13 protein-coding genes are annotated in these 17,421 nt (G+C 36.9%); 11 read left to right on the forward strand and 2 right to left on the reverse strand.

The window, feature by feature from the left end:
* The first annotated feature begins 2 nt into the window (after nt 1–2).
* The 8 genes from JKA74_RS01625 (at nt 3) to JKA74_RS01660 (ending at nt 10,787) form a co-directional block, all read left to right on the forward strand.
* A complete protein-coding gene (locus JKA74_RS01625; RefSeq protein WP_201429407.1) occupies nt 3–596 on the forward strand; it encodes a cytochrome c oxidase subunit 3 in 594 nt (197 codons plus the stop codon).
* Between the two features lie 25 nt (nt 597–621).
* Nucleotides 622–1,365 carry a cytochrome c oxidase subunit 3 gene (locus JKA74_RS01630; RefSeq protein ID WP_201429408.1) on the forward strand — a complete coding sequence of 248 codons (744 nt, stop codon included), beginning with the start codon at nt 622–624 and terminating at the stop codon, nt 1,363–1,365.
* A gap of 11 nt (nt 1,366–1,376) precedes the next feature.
* Nucleotides 1,377–1,703 (forward strand): cytochrome C oxidase subunit IV family protein, encoded by a 327-nt coding sequence (locus tag JKA74_RS01635; RefSeq protein ID WP_201429409.1) that lies wholly within the window; start codon nt 1,377–1,379, stop codon nt 1,701–1,703.
* A 275-nt stretch (nt 1,704–1,978) separates the two neighbouring features.
* Nucleotides 1,979–2,611 carry a hypothetical protein gene (locus JKA74_RS01640; RefSeq protein WP_201429410.1) on the forward strand — a complete coding sequence of 211 codons (633 nt, stop codon included), beginning with the start codon at nt 1,979–1,981 and terminating at the stop codon, nt 2,609–2,611.
* A 1-nt stretch (nt 2,612) separates the two neighbouring features.
* Nucleotides 2,613–3,200: a DUF420 domain-containing protein gene (locus JKA74_RS01645; RefSeq protein WP_201429411.1), complete on the forward strand. Its 588-nt coding sequence runs from the start codon at nt 2,613–2,615 to the stop codon at nt 3,198–3,200.
* A gap of 53 nt (nt 3,201–3,253) precedes the next feature.
* Nucleotides 3,254–3,526, forward strand: coding sequence for a hypothetical protein (locus JKA74_RS01650; protein ID WP_201429412.1), 273 nt, complete (start codon nt 3,254–3,256; stop codon nt 3,524–3,526).
* A 162-nt stretch (nt 3,527–3,688) separates the two neighbouring features.
* Complete coding sequence (locus tag JKA74_RS20925; protein WP_201429413.1) at nt 3,689–7,351, forward strand: ATP-binding protein; 3,663 nt, start codon at nt 3,689–3,691, stop codon at nt 7,349–7,351.
* A 25-nt stretch (nt 7,352–7,376) separates the two neighbouring features.
* A complete protein-coding gene (locus tag JKA74_RS01660) occupies nt 7,377–10,787 on the forward strand; it encodes a hypothetical protein (protein WP_201429414.1) in 3,411 nt (1,136 codons plus the stop codon).
* 118 nt (nt 10,788–10,905) lie between these two features.
* On the opposite strand, the gene JKA74_RS01665 is transcribed toward JKA74_RS01660, so the two are convergent.
* Nucleotides 10,906–11,658, reverse strand: a complete 753-nt coding sequence (locus JKA74_RS01665) for an ABC transporter ATP-binding protein (protein ID WP_201429415.1) — start codon at nt 11,656–11,658, stop codon at nt 10,906–10,908.
* 3 nt (nt 11,659–11,661) lie between these two features.
* Complete coding sequence (locus JKA74_RS01670; protein WP_201429416.1) at nt 11,662–12,393, reverse strand: MlaE family ABC transporter permease; 732 nt, start codon at nt 12,391–12,393, stop codon at nt 11,662–11,664.
* A 368-nt stretch (nt 12,394–12,761) separates the two neighbouring features.
* Between JKA74_RS01670 and JKA74_RS01675 the strand changes: the two genes are divergently transcribed.
* From JKA74_RS01675 to JKA74_RS01685, 3 genes are read left to right on the forward strand one after another with little or no spacing between them, the layout of a single operon-like run.
* Nucleotides 12,762–13,466, forward strand: a complete 705-nt coding sequence (locus JKA74_RS01675; protein WP_201429417.1) for an SDR family oxidoreductase — start codon at nt 12,762–12,764, stop codon at nt 13,464–13,466.
* Nucleotides 13,467–14,588, forward strand: coding sequence for a DegT/DnrJ/EryC1/StrS family aminotransferase (locus tag JKA74_RS01680; protein WP_201429418.1), 1,122 nt, complete (start codon nt 13,467–13,469; stop codon nt 14,586–14,588).
* 50 nt (nt 14,589–14,638) lie between these two features.
* Nucleotides 14,639–16,591 (forward strand): polysaccharide biosynthesis protein, encoded by a 1,953-nt coding sequence (locus JKA74_RS01685; protein WP_201429419.1) that lies wholly within the window; start codon nt 14,639–14,641, stop codon nt 16,589–16,591.
* Nucleotides 16,592–17,421 lie beyond the last annotated feature (830 nt).

A 17,421-nucleotide genomic window follows, 5' to 3' on the forward strand; every position in this document is an offset into this window, starting at 1 on the left:
TTATGGATAAATCAATTGAAATAGATCAAAAAGACATTAAGCCTAGCTTAAAAATTTTATCGATGCATCCTTTGAAATTTGCCATGTGGCTTTTCATTGTGAGTATAGTAATGATGTTTGCAGCATTAACAAGTGCCTATATAGTGAGGCAAGCAGAAGGTGATTGGTTGATTTATGAACTGCCTACTGTTTTTCTTATCAATACTTTTATTTTATTATCGAGTAGTGTTACCATGCATATTGCTTATGCAGCTGCCAGAAAGGATAATTTTAAAACTTTAAAAGTTGCAATGGTGCTTACATCAGCTTTGGCTATTGCATTTTTGGTAGGTCAATATTATGCATGGGGAGCCTTAGTAGATATTGAAGTCTATTTTGTGGGTAATCCTGCGGGGTCATTCTTATATGTAATTTCAGGACTTCATGCTTTTCACCTGATTACAGGAGTGATATTCATATTTATTATGTTATTTTCGGCTTTCAAATACAAGGTTCACTCAAAAAACATGGTGAAAATGGAAATGTGTACTACATATTGGCACTTTTTAGATGGACTTTGGGTATATTTATACATATTTTTGTTGTTAAATCATTAATCAATCTAATAGAACAGTAAACTTTATGGCAACTACTGCAACAATGGATACGGCTAAGAGCCGATGGGGTGGAGGAATGGCTCCCATGAATACGAGTTATGGGAAACTTATGATGTGGTTTTTCCTACTATCCGATGCTTTTAGCTTTTCGGCATTACTAATCACTTATGGTTTGATCCGTTACTCACATCCTGCTTATTCGGGATCTGTAGCTGATTTTGAATTCAGTACAGAGTATTGGCCAATACCTGAGATGGTTTTTGAAGCTCTCCCTTTTCTACATGGTGTACATGCGCCATTGATATTTGTGGGTATCATGACTTTCATTTTGATTTTAAGTAGTGTAACAATGGTGCTTGCAGTAGAAGCCGGCCATAGAATGGATAGAAAAGGAGTGATTAAATGGATGCTCTGGACTATTATTGGTGGTTTGGCATTTTTAGGTTGCCAGGCCTGGGAGTGGAGTCACTTTATCCATGGTACGGATGAAGGAACAATGACAGCTGCCGGAGAAGTTATCTATGGAGCTAATCTCACTATTAATCAGTATGGACCGCCATTATTTGCCTCTTTATTCTTCTTCATCACAGGCTTTCATGGCTTCCATGTATTTAGTGGTGTGGTAATTAATTTTATCATTTTCTTTAATGCAGTGGTAGGAACCTACGATAAAAGAGGCCATTACGAAATGGTTGAGAAGTCCGGATTATACTGGCACTTTGTCGATTTGGTGTGGGTTTTTGTATTTACGCTTTTTTACTTGATTTAATCTATTGAACTATGTCTAACGAAGAAACTAACAATGTTCAGGTAATCCCTGAGGATAAAGAAAAAACCAAAAAGATTTGGAGGGTTGCAGGTATACTTGCCGTAGTGACCATTATAGAGTTTATTTTCGCATTCACTATGGAGAGGGGGATTTTGCTTGTATCTATATTTTTAGGTCTTACAGTAGTAAAAGCTTTCTATATAGTTGCTGAATTTATGCACTTAAAACATGAGCAAAAAACATTGATATGGTCTATTATAGGTCCATTAGTCCTTATTGTTTGGCTAATTATAGCCCTGATGTTTGAAGGTAGTGCCATTTTTGATGTGAGATATTAATAAATTATTCTCTTTTAAGCAAAATTGAAATCAGGTTGAAGTCTCAACCTGATTTTTTTATATATTATGAAATGAGCATCCCGAGTACTCGGGACCAACCGCCAGATGAATATTTATCGCGAATTCCATGTGGCAACTTAAAACGAACATATACACATGAAATGAGCATAAATTTTAGAATCCTTAACATACCAACCGAGGATGAATAAAATTTATTGAATTCTCCCGAAGGGATCCCTTTGGGGCATGTGACCATTGATAATAAACTTATACACATGAAAATTTCTAAGATTCTAATTCTTTTTGTGGTGTTAAGCTTGCCGGTGATATTATACCTATTGCTTACTTTTTATGGGAAGAATGAATTTGATCTGCCTAAATATTTTATTGATAGAAATGAACAATGTACTGATTTTGTTCAAATTAGCGAAATAGAGGACAGTCTGCATACTGTTAATGGAAAAAGGTTTAAGCTACATGAAGTACTTAAAGAGAATATCAACGTATTGCATTTCCCTGAGTCTGGTGTTGATAACCAACCATTACAGAATGAATTGAAGAGGCTGTTAGATACTTTTTCAGATCAGGAAAAAATTGAACTTCATACAATACTAGTAGCCAAGGATAGTAGCTATTTCCAGGGTAATAAATTCATTAATTCTGAGAATGCATATCAGTATCATGTAAGTTCGGATTTTTATGATTTATTAACTACTTGTTATTTAGCACTACCCACCAAAAATTGGGTAGGAGACCATCCGGCAGAAATGAAGTTAGACCTATCAAAAATTCTTGTGCTTATTGATGGAGATATGCAAATTCGGGGATATTACGATGGTTTGGAAACAAAAGATGTGGATAGACTGATATTGGAAATAAGAATACTATTAAGTAAGAAGGGAAATTAAGATGAATACAGAAATTCAAACCAAAAGATCATTTTCAGGATTAATATGGATTCTTTCTATTGTTATTCCTGTGGTAGTGGCTGTTTTAATTTTTGCCCCTCAGAAAATTGAAGGTGCAGGTGATTGGGTTTATTTACTACCACACCTGAATGCTACTTTTAATAGTGTGACCTCTATTGTTTTAATACTTGGCTTGGTATTTATTTTAAGGAAGAACATTCAGGCACACAGGCTGATGATGTCTATTGCTTTTACGTTAGGTAGTTTGTTCCTGGTGTCTTATGTGATTTATCATGCCACTGCAGACTCAACTGTATTTGGTGACCTTAATGGAAATGGAGTACTTGATGAAGTTGAAAAGACGCAAGAATTGATGTCTTTGAGAAGCATTTATATTGTTGTATTGCTTTCTCATATTATATTAGCAGCTATTGTAGTTCCTTTCGTGCTGTTTGCCTTCTATTTTGCTTTAACAGATAAAATTGACAAGCATAGGAAAATTGTTAAATATACTTTTCCTATTTGGTTGTATGTCTCTATTACAGGTGTGGTTGTTTATTTGATGATAAGTCCTTATTATATGCATTGATTGAACTCTGAATAGTAAAACCGGGTTTGATAATTAACACAATATTCCCTATCATGAAAAGAATTTTTCTATCAGTTATTGTATTTATTTTCTTTGGAATAAATGAAGTATTGGCGCAATGTGCCATGTGTAGGGCTACTGTAGAAAATAATGTAAATAATGGAGAAGCCGGGATTGCACCGGGACTTAACTATGGGATTTTATACCTTTTTGCAGCACCTTATCTTTTGGTGATGATAATTGCCTACTTTTGGTACAGGCAAAGTAAAAAACAAAAAAGAAGCAGAAGCTTTAAGGACTTAATTGCCAATAGCAGAAACAATTAAAGCTGTTATATAATCTAGCCTTTTCAATTATTTACTATTTGTATTTGTTCTTTCTTCTATTCCTTACACCATATCGAAGCCTGGTGCTGGCTTAATTTCTTCTTCCTTCTTAGTCCTGAGTACGATTATTGCTATCTTGTTATGATTAAATAAATTCTGCCTGTGAAAACACATCAATATTTATGGTTTGGCTTATTGATTATCATTGGAATAGTATTTCTTAGAATTATTTATACTTCCCTGGAGAACAATGAGGTGGATTATATCACTTCTACTCAAAAGCATCTTGATGAGGAGGTTAAAAAGGTCAGAGAGAATGAAGCCGGAGTCATAGCTTATTTGAGTGATCATCCTGATTTTGAGTTTCAGGAGTTGAATAAGTTAAAAAGTGCTTATCCGTTCTATCTCTTTAAAAATAACCAATTGGTTTATTGGTCAGATGATAGAGTTATTCCTCAAGTGGACCGTAGCCTGAGGGAGGGTTGGCAGTTTCAATCCCGGAAGTCAGGTGAATTTCTCTATTTAGTCAGGAGATCTTTGGAGAGCAATATTACTTTGATATTTGTGCTCCCCCTTCACCAGAACTATGATATTAACAATGACTACATTCAACCTTCATTTAATACTGAAATATTTAAGCAATCCGATATTTCTTTAAGGAAATCAAAACTTTCCAATAGCTTTCCTTTGTACAACAATGCAGGTGAAGTGCTGTTTTATATCAACCTTAAGAAGGAGTTTAAAAACCATAAGGAGTGGCTTCATATTTTAATTATTTCGCTTGAAATACTTTCCGTAATCCTACTAATCATATGGTTATGGCAGTTTTCTGCCAATCGCTCTGCAAAGGGGAATTATCAGCCTTTATTGTTTTTTATTGTAGGTTTAACTTTGATAAGGTTCCTTATGTGGATGCTTAATGTGCCATTTCAATCTGAGGAAATGGATTTATTTAATCCCAAATACTTTGCTTCCTCTATACTGAATTCATCATTTGGAACACTTATCCTCAATACTATCTTTCTGTTTGTAGTAGTATATTTCATCATTAACCAGTGCAGGCTACTTACTCATAAGCACTTGATCCAATATCATATTGTCAGGTCTGCTCTTTTCCAGTTTATTACCTATGGAATTGTACTCCTGATTTATGGTTTTATCGAACTTATTTACCGCCATTCCCAGTGGGGACTGGATATCACCAACAGTGTGGATTTAAATGTTTTCAAATTTTTGACCTTTGCCGGGGTCATTATTTATGGGCTCATCATTTTTCATGTGTTAAGGTGGGTCCATCAATGGAATAGCAGCTTTATAACTGGCCCCAAGGTATTCCTTCGGGATCAATCTTTGGGAATATTATTGTTTATTCTGCTTTGCCTGAAAATTAATGCCCCATTTGTGTGGGTAACTGTAATTGTTTTAGTACTCAATTCAGTTGTTTACTATTGGCATTTGGCCCATAGTTTATTGAAATTAAGCTTTCTTAGTTTCATTTATCTTTTTCTGTTGGTAAGTGCTATTTCTTTAGTTTCTTCATGGGCAGTTTTGTACATGGAGAATGTTATTGAAAGAAATAACCTCAATAGCCTTGGTAACCGCATAATGAACGACAATGATGTGTTGGCTGAATATAGCCTTTCACAAATAGATGCAAGCCTCAAACAAGATCAATTTATTCGCAAGCAGTTTTTACTTCCTATTACTCCCTACAAATCGGTGGTTGATAAAATTGAAAAGTATTACCTAAACAATGATTATTTTGATAAGTATGAAAAGAAAATAACAATCTATGATGCGAGTGGCCAATCATTATATCCGGCTAATTCTGCTTCGTTTTCTGCTTCCTACCCTGTAGATCAGTTAAGTAACAGAAATAGCAGGTCCGACATCAATTTATTCCTGGTGGGCACCAATGAAGGAAGTCAGATTAAAAACAAGTACATCTATTTATTGGAAATTAAGATTGGTAATTATGTTTTGGCCACGATTGTGCTGGAGCTGAAACTCAAAAAGATACGCCCTGACAATGTTTTCCCTGAATTATTGGTAGATAAACGCTTTGTGCCCACTGTAAGTGAAATACCCTACGATTACGCTTTGTATAAGAATGACACATTAGCTTATAGTGTAGGTAATTTGAATTTCCCTAGAACAATTGAATCAAAGACTTCTGCTCTTGACGAAACCTTTCAGGATATGGAACGAGAGAGGAAATTGAAATTAACCATTTTAGAGGACGGTAGTGAAGTATTGGTGTTTAGTGCTGTTGATCAAAGCATGTTTAGGTTTTTCTCCAACTTTTCCTTCTTCTTCATTCTTTGCTTTACCATTATTTTCACATTTTCTGTTTTTTACTTTATTCGTGCCCAGTGGCAGGCGAATACGGTGGGTTTGGGAGCAAAAATTCAGCTCTATTTTTCATTGGCATTTTTAGTGCCACTAATATCAGTAAGTGTAAGTACTGTTAGCTTTGTTAATGCTACTTTTTTGCAGGATATAGTTACTTCCTATCAAGACAGGACCAGACGGGTAGCTGAGCAAATGACTGATTTAATCATGAAGTTTAACAGGGGGGAAGTTGATCGGGAAAGCTTTAATAGTGAATTGGTTACTATCACCAAAGTAGTTAACAGCGACATGAATATTTATGGGCTCAATGGAAAGCTATTGGTGACAAGCCAACCTCAGATTTTTGAGAAGAAAATACTTTCCGAGTATGTAAACCCGAATGCTTTTGCAGCTATCAAGTTTGGAGAAAAGAAAATGGTGACTTTGGAGGAAACAATTGGTAAGCTAAATTACCAATCTGCTTATATAGGCATTCGCTCTTATGATTCCGGTGATTTATTGGCGATTTTGGCCAGCCCATTTTTTAAATCCAATAAGGAATATGATGCTTTATTGACGGACTTATTAACTAATGTATTCAATATTTTTGTGGCCTCATTTATCATATTTATGTTTTTGGCGTATGCTGCTACTAAAATTTTAACGGACCCATTGAATTTATTGAAGGAAAAATTGGCCCAGGTAAACCTTGCTGCCAATAATGAACCTTTGGTTTGGAAAGTAGATGATGAAATAGGTTTGTTGATTAGCGAATACAATGATATGTTGCTTAAACTGGAGAAAAGTCGTTTGGCATTAAGCCGTACTGAAAAAGAATCCGCATGGCGTGAAATGGCACAACAGGTGGCTCATGAAATCAAGAATCCCCTTACACCTATGAAGTTGTCCTTGCAACATCTTCAAATGAGATTAGAGAATAGTGATAATCCTATGCCTGAAGCATCTGCAAAGATAAAAGCTATATTGTCACAAGTAGACAACCTGAGTGATATTGCTACTTCCTTTTCTTCTTTTGCAAAAATGCCTATTCCTGATAATGAAAAGGTTTGCGTGTCAGAAATCCTTACGAGAGTTGTTTCTTTTTTCCAGGCACAGCATAATCAGATTGAGTTGAATCTGCCTGAGGAGAATATTTTTGCATGGGTTGATAAAAAAATAATAGAACGTATTTTTAACAACATGATTATTAATGCACTGCAAAGCAAGCCTGATACTGATGCAGCCAAAGTGAGAATAGAATTAAGTTGGACTGAGGATAAAGTGCTGATTTCCATAGCAGATAATGGTATTGGAATACCGGAAGAAAATCATCAAAAGGTATTTTTACCTAACTTTACCACTAAAGAAACGGGTTCAGGAATAGGATTGGCCATTGCTAAAAGAGGTGTGGAGCATGCAGGGGGCAAAATTTGGTTTGAAAGTTCAGTTGACGAAGGGACTACTTTTTATTTAGAATTGAAGTATATGGAATAATTTGTACAGACGCCATTTAAAAATATTGCTTTTAATTGTGGTGTTTAGTGAAATTTCATTTTCGCTACAAGCACAAAATATTTGCTTTGCTACAGAGCAAGCGAATATTATTTTGCCCGATTCTGTGATAGTAATTCCTTCTTCTATCGTGGTTAAAAATGCTCAGAACGAATTTTTTTCCTTTGAATATGATAAAGTTTCAGGATTTTTAAGGCTTACTGAGCACGTAGATGCTTCGTCTTATGAAATATGTTTTAATTATGTTCTCAAAAAATCCGGGCTGGTAAAAGCTCCTGTTTCCATTGATTTATATGATAGCACAGTGCTTTTTAAAGACGAGCTATCATTCAGGGATAAGAATCTTACTACGCAGGAAGCTTTAGGCCTTTCAGGATTGAAAGTTGATGGTGCATTTATGCGTAGCGTATCCGGAGGTGGTCAGCAATCGGTTTTCATGCACTCAGTGATGGACCTGAGTATATCAGGCAAAATATCAGATGAACTAATGCTGCAAGCCCGGTTAACTGATCAGCAAATGCCTTTTGAACCAGAAGGCAATACTCAGCGACTGCAGGATTTTGACAGGGTAAATGTAAAAATTAAACACAGGAACTGGTCACTTCAGGGAGGTGATATATTGGTAAAATCTGAACCTTCATCCCATTTCCTCAGGTATAATCGGCAAGTTCAGGGAATTGGAATCTCCACTAATAAACTGTCGGTAGATACCACGGCATCCCATACTGAAGCTGTTACTTCATTCTCTCGAAGCAAAACAGGGATGCAGCTAATTGAGCCTATTGAAGGGGTTTTGGGTCCATATCGAATAAAGGGGCCACAGAATGAACCTTTTATTTTTCTTTTAGCTGGCTCAGAGAAAGTCTATCTGGACGGCAAACTGTTGCAGAGAGGCATGGAAAATGATTATATCATTGATTATAATGCAGCAGAGATTTCTTTTAATGCTACACTCTACATTAATAAGTTTAGCAGGATTCAAATAGAATTTGAATATTCAGATCAGCAATATGCCCGAAATGTAAATATATTCAAGCATCAGCAGTCTATTAATCGCCTGAATATACGAGCCGGGATTTTTCAGGAGGCTGACCAACCCAACAGAGCATTGTATGATCTTTCATTTGATGATATGGAGGCTTTGTCCGAACTAGATAAAGATGCGAGCGTGGGGGAAATTCCTGCATTTGATAGTGTGGTTTATCAGCAGGATAAAGTTCTTTATGCAAGAATGGATACCGTAACGGAAGGAAATACCTATTCCATCTTTCACTTTTCAAAAGATCCTGAGCGGGCTTTTTATCAGGTTTATTTTTCTCTGGTAGGGGAGAATAAGGGTAATTATATTGTTTCAAATAGTGCGGAAAATGCCGTGATATACCAATGGGTGGCTCCTTTGAATGGAGTGCCTCAGGGTAATTATGCACCTTTGAAGCAGGTAGCATTGCCCAAAAAACAAAGAGTAATTTCTTTAGGTGCTGATTACCAGTTGAAAAACAAAGATGTTATTTCCTTTGATTTTGCTTCCTCAGAGAAGACGGCCAACAGATTTAATCCCCAAGGATCCAAAAATACCGGTAATGCATTTTCCCTGGGCTACAAAAGTGGATCAAAAAAGCTCAGTATCGGCAATGGTTTTTCTTATCAATATCACCTGACATACGAATACCTTGATTCTGCTTTTTTACCTATTCAGGTTTTCCGTTCTGTGGAGTTTAACAGAGATTGGGGAGTAGAACAGGCGGGTAATTATCAGGCCGGACAGGAACATTTGATTGGTTTTGGTAATAAACTATCAAATGACAAACAAACCCTCACTTATCAGACCTATTGGAGACAGAAAGAGCAATTTGGTCAAGGTCATCAGCAACATCTGCAATATCAATACGAAGGGGATTGGACGGTTCATTCTTCCTTGTTTTATATGCAAAATGATGGTGGGGCAAATGATACACAATGGATTAAAACTTTACTGGATGGCTCCTATACTCAATGGAAAATTACGCCAGGTTATCGTTTTCAAATGGAAAAACATAGTGCTTTTCAGGCGGATTCCCTGATTAATAGTTTTATGAATTTTGAAAATCATCAGTTATACCTGAGAAAGCAGGATTCCTCCCGCTGGAGTTTCAGCCTTACACATGATTTCAGGGTAGACTATCAGATTTTTGAGCATGAATTTCAGGTTTTCGAAAGGTCGCAAACCACACAAATAACCACCGGATTGCAGTACAATCAGCAAAGTAGCCTTGACCTTAGTATGACAAAAAGAAGTATTAATGCTGCACATGAATCTTCTGTGGCGGAAGATTTTTATCAGGGAGCAGTTCAATGGTCCACAGCTTTTTGGGAGGGAAATATTGTACAGAGATTCTATTATCAAACCGGAACAGGAAGGGTATTGGAGCGCAATTATTTCTTTCAGGAAGTAGCCCGGAGAATGGGCACTCATTCATGGTCGGACTTAAATGGCAATGGGGAGAGGGAACTCAATGAGTTTTTTGAAGATCAAACAGAATATGGTGATCGTAATTTCATCAAAATTCTGACAATGGGGGATAACTATCAAACAGCATATATCAATACAGCGCGCTACCAGTTACAAGTAAGAATGCCGGGCAGTTGGCGCAAGTCCAACAGTTTGCTGAGATATATTGGGAAAATCTCTGCTCAGTTTCAGGCAAACCTGGAAACCAGGAATTTATTTGAAAATTGGGAAAATAGAATCTCACCTTTTGTCAATAATTCAAACCAGGATGAATTACTTTCCGGGAAGCAATTTGTAAAAGCTAACATGTATTATAACAGAGGAGGGAAGGCATCATTAGATTTTGGTCTGATAGAGTCACTCAGAAAACAGCTTTTAATGAATGGTTTTGAAGGAAACCAAATGAAATCCTATCACATCAATGGGATGTGGAATGCCTTCAACGCATGGAATATTATGACTGGCTACCGCTTATCTTCCCATCATTCCTATTCTGAGGTGGTGGCACAGCGTGATTTCTCTTATAATGCGCAATGGATCAATCCGCAACTACAGTGGCAGGGTTCTAAAAATTGGCGTGCCATCTTAAGTTATGAGTCACAAATTAAAGTTAGTCCTGATGAAGCTATTGGGGGAAAGGTACTAGTGGACCAACTTTCCATCTCCAATAAATTTATTCATAGTAATGGGGGGATATTTGAAAGTAAAGTAGGCTTTGTGAATGTTGATTCAGATTTGCAAAGTGATGTTACTCCTTTGGCCTATGAAATGTTTGAAGGATTGCGGGCCGGTAAAAACTATATCTGGAACCTATCTGTCAGGCAGAAAATCATAGGAGATCTCAACTTGGTGCTCCAATATGGTGGGCGGAAATCTACTGACTCACACACCATTCATAATGGCTCGGTTCAACTTTCTGCGCTCTTCTGATCTTCATTTGTCGGATCAGGGGGTTTACATTTTACTTCATGTATTCAATGGTTAATTATCTCCTGTACATCTACGCCTATTAGAATTAGCCCAATGTATTTGAAAGACCAAGAGGGAGCTATAATGACTTCCTTAATTTTTTCATGAATTTACTGGCGAAAATGAAATCCTCCAAATCCTCCTGCCCTGAAGTAAGTATGGTATCTGAATTTCCCTCCCAAACATTTCGTCCTTTGGATAAATACATAATGTATTCTCCTATCCCCATTACGGAATTCATGTCATGGGTAACAACAATGGTAGTTACATTTAATTCGTGGGTAATTTCCTGGATTAACTCATCAATTAGGAGGGATGATCTCGGATCTAGTCCTGAATTAGGTTCGTCACAGAATAAATAATTGATATCATTTACAATAGCCCTCGCCAGACCTACCCTTTTTTTCATACCCCCACTTATTTCCGAAGGCATTTTTTTATTTACATTCTCCAAGCCTACACGCTCCAGCACATGGTTCACTCGGTCAAGCCTTTCACTTTTATTCATATCAGTCAGCAAGTCGAGTGGGAACATTACATTTTGTTCAATATTTTTAGAATCAAAAAGTGCATTTCCCTGGAAGAGCATCCCTATTTCTCTTCTCATTTGAGCTTTTTCTTCTTTATCAGCTTCTAAAAATTTTCGCCCATCATACAATACCTGGCCTTCTTCAGGAATGTTTAATCCTACTATACACTTTAGTAATACGCTTTTCCCGGTACCACTACCTCCAATAATCAAATTGGTTTTTCCTCTTTCGAATTTACCCGAGATGTCAAACAATATCTGTGTATCACCAAACGACTTAGAAATATTTTTTACTTCGATCATAATTTAATTAAGTAATAATTCTGCTAAAATATAGTCTGCCAATAATACAGCAATAACACTTTTGGTTACTGCACTGGTACTGGAAATACCTACTTCCAAAGCTCCTCCGGTTGTATAATACCCCTGATAGGCTGAAATAGAAGAGATTAAGAAAGCAAATACAACAGCTTTTATCATAGCAAAGGATAAGGTGAAAGGATTAAAACCCACTCTGATACCATAAATATATTCTGTTTCTGTAATAATTCCTGTTAAAGTGCCGGCTAAATAGCCCCCATATAATGACAGAAAGCCTGCAATGACGACCAACATAGGATACATGAGCATTGCGGCAATAATCTTAGGTAATACCAGGTAGGAAATAGAGTTTACCCCCATTACTTCAAGAGCATCTATTTGTTCAGAGATGCGCATGGTGCCCAGCCCACTGGCCATGCTTGAACCCACCTTACCGGCAATTACAATAGCTGTAATAGTGGGAGCTAACTCTAAAACTACCATTTCCCGGGTTACCTGGGCTACCACATAATTCTGTATTAACGGGCTTACTAAATTATAGGCTGTTTGTACCGTAGTAACTGCCCCCATAAATGTAGAAGTTATAGCAACTATAATAAGTGAATTCCAGCCAATGGTATGACATTCACTAATAGTGAGCTTGACGTAGGAGGAAAAGGTTTCCCGCCTTACAAACATGGTTCCTAAGAATATAAGGTATGATCCGAATGATTTCATGAATTTATAATTGATTTTTTAAAGGTCATAATTTGTTTTTTCTCCAGAAAAGAAACTCCTATAGCAGGTTGGCTAGCCACCTTAAAACTATAACTATTGATGGGGATTTCCTTAAATGTATTTATCATTAACCAACCCTCATTTTTGTATAGTGATACTTGTGGCAAAGAATATTCCATGCGCCTGTAATAATTTATCTTAAAGATAATATTCAATCTCAGTTTTTCTATTATTTATTTAATATCATTAAGCTGATTTAACAATATATGATACATAAGTAAGTAGAACTCGAATAATTATCATTAGTTTCGCTGCTTGATAATTATCAAAATTATATTAATTAATCGACAGATAAAATTATTAGGGATATGAAAGGTTTTGTTGTTGTTACAGGTGGCACAAAGGGCATCGGACGTGCTTTAGTACAACGGTTTGCTTCCGAAAACTATGAAATTATAACATGTGCAAGAAATCAGAATGATTTAGATAGTTTAAAAGCTGAGATTGAAGGAAATTCGAATACTACAATCCATATACGAGTTGCTGATTTGTCCAAAAAATCCGAAGTGCAAACTTTTTCCGAATATGTATTAAGTATAACAAATAAGATTAAAGTTTTGATAAATAATACAGGAGTGTTTGTTCCTGGCAGTATTATGGATGAGCCGGATGGAAATCTGGAGTTAATGATGAACACCAACCTTTACTCTGCCTATTACCTTACAAAAAGTTTGTTGCCATCCATGATAGCACAAAAAGAAGGACATATTTTCTCTATTAGTAGTGTTGCAGGTATAAGAGCTTATTCAAACGGAGGATCCTACAGTATTACAAAACATGCAATGCAAGGATTTACCAAATGCCTGAGAGAAGAGATGAAGGAAAAAGGCATTAGAGTAACGGCTGTATTGCCGGGAGCCACCTTAACTGCTAGTTGGGAGGGAGTGGATTTACCGGAAAGCAGGTTTATGAAAGCGGAAGATGTTGCAGCGGCTGTGTGGTCTGCATATGCTTTGTCTGATTCAACAGTTGTAGAAGAAATCGTTTTAAGACCACAATTAGGAGATATTTAAATGGAAGAGAGAATATACTTATCAGCACCCCATATGGGTGGAGAAGAAATTAATTTTATTCATAAAGCATTTGATGAAAACTGGATAGCACCATTGGGCCCAAATGTTAATGGAATGGAAACTGACCTGGCCGAGTATGCGAAAGTGCCCTATGCTGCTGCCTTAAGTTCAGGAACAGCAGCTATACACCTTGCGCTCATTCTTCTGAATGTACAAAAAGATGATATTGTATTGGCTTCCAGCTTCACTTTTTCTGCCACTATCAACCCCATTGCCTATCAGGGAGCCTTACCTGTTTTGATAGATAGTGAAGAGGAAACATGGAATATGGACCCGGAACTTCTGGAACAGGCGATTAAAGATTATTCGGCCAAAGGAAAAAAGCCAAAAGCGGTAATTTTTGTTCACCTCTATGGTATGCCCGGTAAAATTGAAGAGGTGTCAAATATATGCAAGCAATATGATATTCCTTTAATTGAGGATGCTGCGGAAGCATTGGGAGCCTCATGGAACAACAAAAGAGCCGGTAGTTTTGGGGATTTCGGGATATTTTCATTCAATGGTAATAAAATCATTACAACATCAGGTGGTGGGGCGCTGCTTTCCCAAAATAAAACTTGGATTGATAAAGCCCGTTACTTAGCAACGCAGGCAAGGGACCCGGCTCCTTACTATCAGCATTCTGAAATTGGCTATAACTATAGAATGAGCAATATTTCTGCAGGAATAGGCCGTGGTCAAATGCAGGTACTGGATAAATGGATAGCTCTGCGTAGGGAGAATTTTAATTTCTATCAGGAGAATCTGGGAAGCCTGGGATTTGCTTTTCAGAATGAAAGGCCTGGTGCTTTTGCCAATAGATGGTTGACCTGTGTTCTATTTGATGAAAACCATCAGATCGGCCCGGAAGAATTGAGACAAAATTTAGAAACTTTTAATATTGAAACAAGACCTCTGTGGAAGCCAATGCACATACAACCTGTTTTTAAAGATTGTGACTTTTATGTAAATGGAGTGTCTGAGAAATTGTTTGGAAAAGGCTTATGTCTCCCTTCAGGCTCCTCTTTATCTATGGGTCAAAAACAATTGATAGTCGAAAAAATTAAACAATTGGTACAATAATTAGATGGAATTGTTTAATTTATTATTAAATAGTTTATATTTGTAGTTGAATGATCAGGAAAATTAATAATATAAGCTTTTTACCCAGATGGATCATACTATTGATCGATCTGAGTTTTCTATTGGGCTCAATTATTTTCGCTTATCTCTTACGCTTCAATTTTGATATTGTAGATGTACTGGCTTTCAAATTTACGGAAGGGATCGTATTGTTCACCATTTGTCATTTGTTGGCTATTTTCATCACCCAAAGTTATGCGGGAATTATTCGCTATACTTCTTTGCAGGATGGGATAAGAATTGCCTATACTACAGTGTTGGGTACTTTTCTAAGCGGTGTAGTCAGTTATATCAATTATCTTTATCAAGGGAGTGTAATTATTCCTCTTTCAGTATTAATTATCAGCCTTGCGGTTGCAGTGATTTTACTTTTTTTTTATAGGGTAATGGTCAAGAATTTATTTTCTTATTACCGTGATGCCGTACGTCACAGGAAAAATATAATGATTTTCGGAGCAGGTCAATATGGTATTATTACCAAGCAGGTAATTGACTTTGATCCTAATGCAAGAATGAAAGTAATTGGATTTCTGGATGATGATCTGCACAAGATAGGAAAAGTAATCAATGGCTCGCTCATATATGACGCAGGATATAATCTCTCCGAAACTTTAAGAAAACAGAGGGTTCATGAGGTTATTATAGCGATTGCAGGCCTTTCCGTTGATAGAAAGAATGAATTGGTGGATGAATGCCTGAAAGCGCATGTAAAGGTTCGTACAGTGCCGGCTCCTGATAAATGGATCAATGGAGAGTTGAGTATGAACCAAATAAAAGAACTCCGAATAGAAGATCTTTTGGGAAGGGCTTCCATTAAGTTAAACAATCCTAAGGTACGTGAAAGTATTGCAGGAAAAGTGGTGCTTATTACGGGTGCAGCAGGTTCTATAGGGTCAGAAATTTCAAAACAGGTTCTGAAAGAACAACCCAGGCAATTAATATTATTGGATCAGGCAGAATCATTCCTTTATGCAGTTGATATTGAGTTGCATAATATGAAGGAAAGTGAGCAGGTGGATATAGTGCCTATGGTGATGGATATCACTAATAGAAGACGGTTGAATAGTGTGTTTAATAAATATAAACCACAAATTGTCTACCATGCAGCTGCTTATAAACATGTGCCATTGATGGAGATCAATCCATTTGAGGCGGTTGCCTGCAATATATTTGGCACCAAAAATCTGGCTGATTTATCTGTAGTACACCAGGTAGATAAATTTGTGATGGTATCAACTGACAAAGCTGTGAACCCTACCAATGTAATGGGAGCCACTAAGCGTATTTCAGAGATATATGTACAATCTTTGAATGACTACCAACATGATGAAGATAAAAATGTAACCAAATTTATTACCACAAGATTCGGTAATGTATTGGGCTCCAATGGATCCGTAATCCCATTGTTTAAGGCGCAAATAGAGAAGGGGGGGCCTGTTACAGTTACTCACCCTGATGTTACTCGTTATTTTATGACTATTCCTGAGGCATGCCAGTTGGTGATTGAGGCCGGAGTAATGGGTTTTGGAGGTGAAATATTTGTTTTTGATATGGGTAAATCCATTAAAATAGTGGATTTGGCTAAAAAGATGATACAGCTTTCAGGTTTCGAAGTTGATTTGGACATTGAAATCAAGTTCTCAGGATTAAGGGAAGGAGAGAAGCTTTTTGAGGAACTTCTTAGCAATAAGGATACTACCTTACCTACTCATCATGAAAAAATCATGATTTCCAAAACTGACAGAATGAACCATAAACATGTTTTGATTCAACTGGAGAAATTGAACGATTTGCTTATAAATGAAAATGAGCTGGGAATGGTTATGCAAATGAAAAATATGTTGCCGGAATACATTAGCCAGTCTTCCCGATATGAAGTTTTAGACGAACAGCTAAAGGAAGAACGTTCCGAGAAATGGAAAATCACCCGAAAGATAAGTTAAGAAACAGGTGGTGAGGTTACTTAGTATTGAAGTGACTAAGTGTGATTTGTTGATGCAATTGAAAGATGAAATCCCAAACTTTCCGTCATTCCTGCAAAGGAAGAAATCTCCTTGAAGGGGAAAAAATGGTCGTTCTCAATTTTGGGGATGGATTCTTGAAAAAAGGGTGCTCTTGATAAATACCTGAAAGCTTCCAAACCAAATAAAATCCCGAATACGGGACAAGTTTTGCTCGGAGTATGCGCTGGGGTGGACAAAAGGCGGGGAGCGCGTGGAACTGTAGCGTGGAAGCCAGCCAAAGGCTGGTCAGCCTCTGGCTGAAACTCATCCCGATCCCGATACCCGGGACCACCCTTCTCTTCCCAAAAGAGAAGGGAATACTATGAGTGATCAGTTTTAAGTTGGCAAATATTGTATGTATAGTAAATTTAAAAGAATCATATAAATACCTACGAGATTTCTCCCCCTTTTCTTCAAAGGGGGACTAAGGGGGATTCTTTAGATTGAAATTAAGTAAAAAAATAAGGATTACAATTGTCGAAGACGAATCAGGAGCCTGTCACCCTTTGGTTGATTGAGTTCAAAAGAGGCGGCTTAACCACAGCCATCAGCGTTAGTTATACTAGTGACCTGAGTTCAGTTATTGAACCAACTTAATAAAAATAAGATACTTTTTTCTACAGAGATGGGGCAAAACTTTCCAAATTTTAAGGGATTAGATTAGGGTACTCTTGATAAATACTTCGATGTTGAGAACCAAATAAATTCCCGAATACTGACAAATTTTGCTCGGAGAGAGCGGGAGGGAGGACAAAACAGCGGGCCAGCGT

Origin of the sequence: Marivirga aurantiaca (assembly GCF_016679925.1) — a bacterium.
GTDB classification, from domain to species: Bacteria; Bacteroidota; Bacteroidia; order Cytophagales; family Cyclobacteriaceae; genus Marivirga; species Marivirga aurantiaca.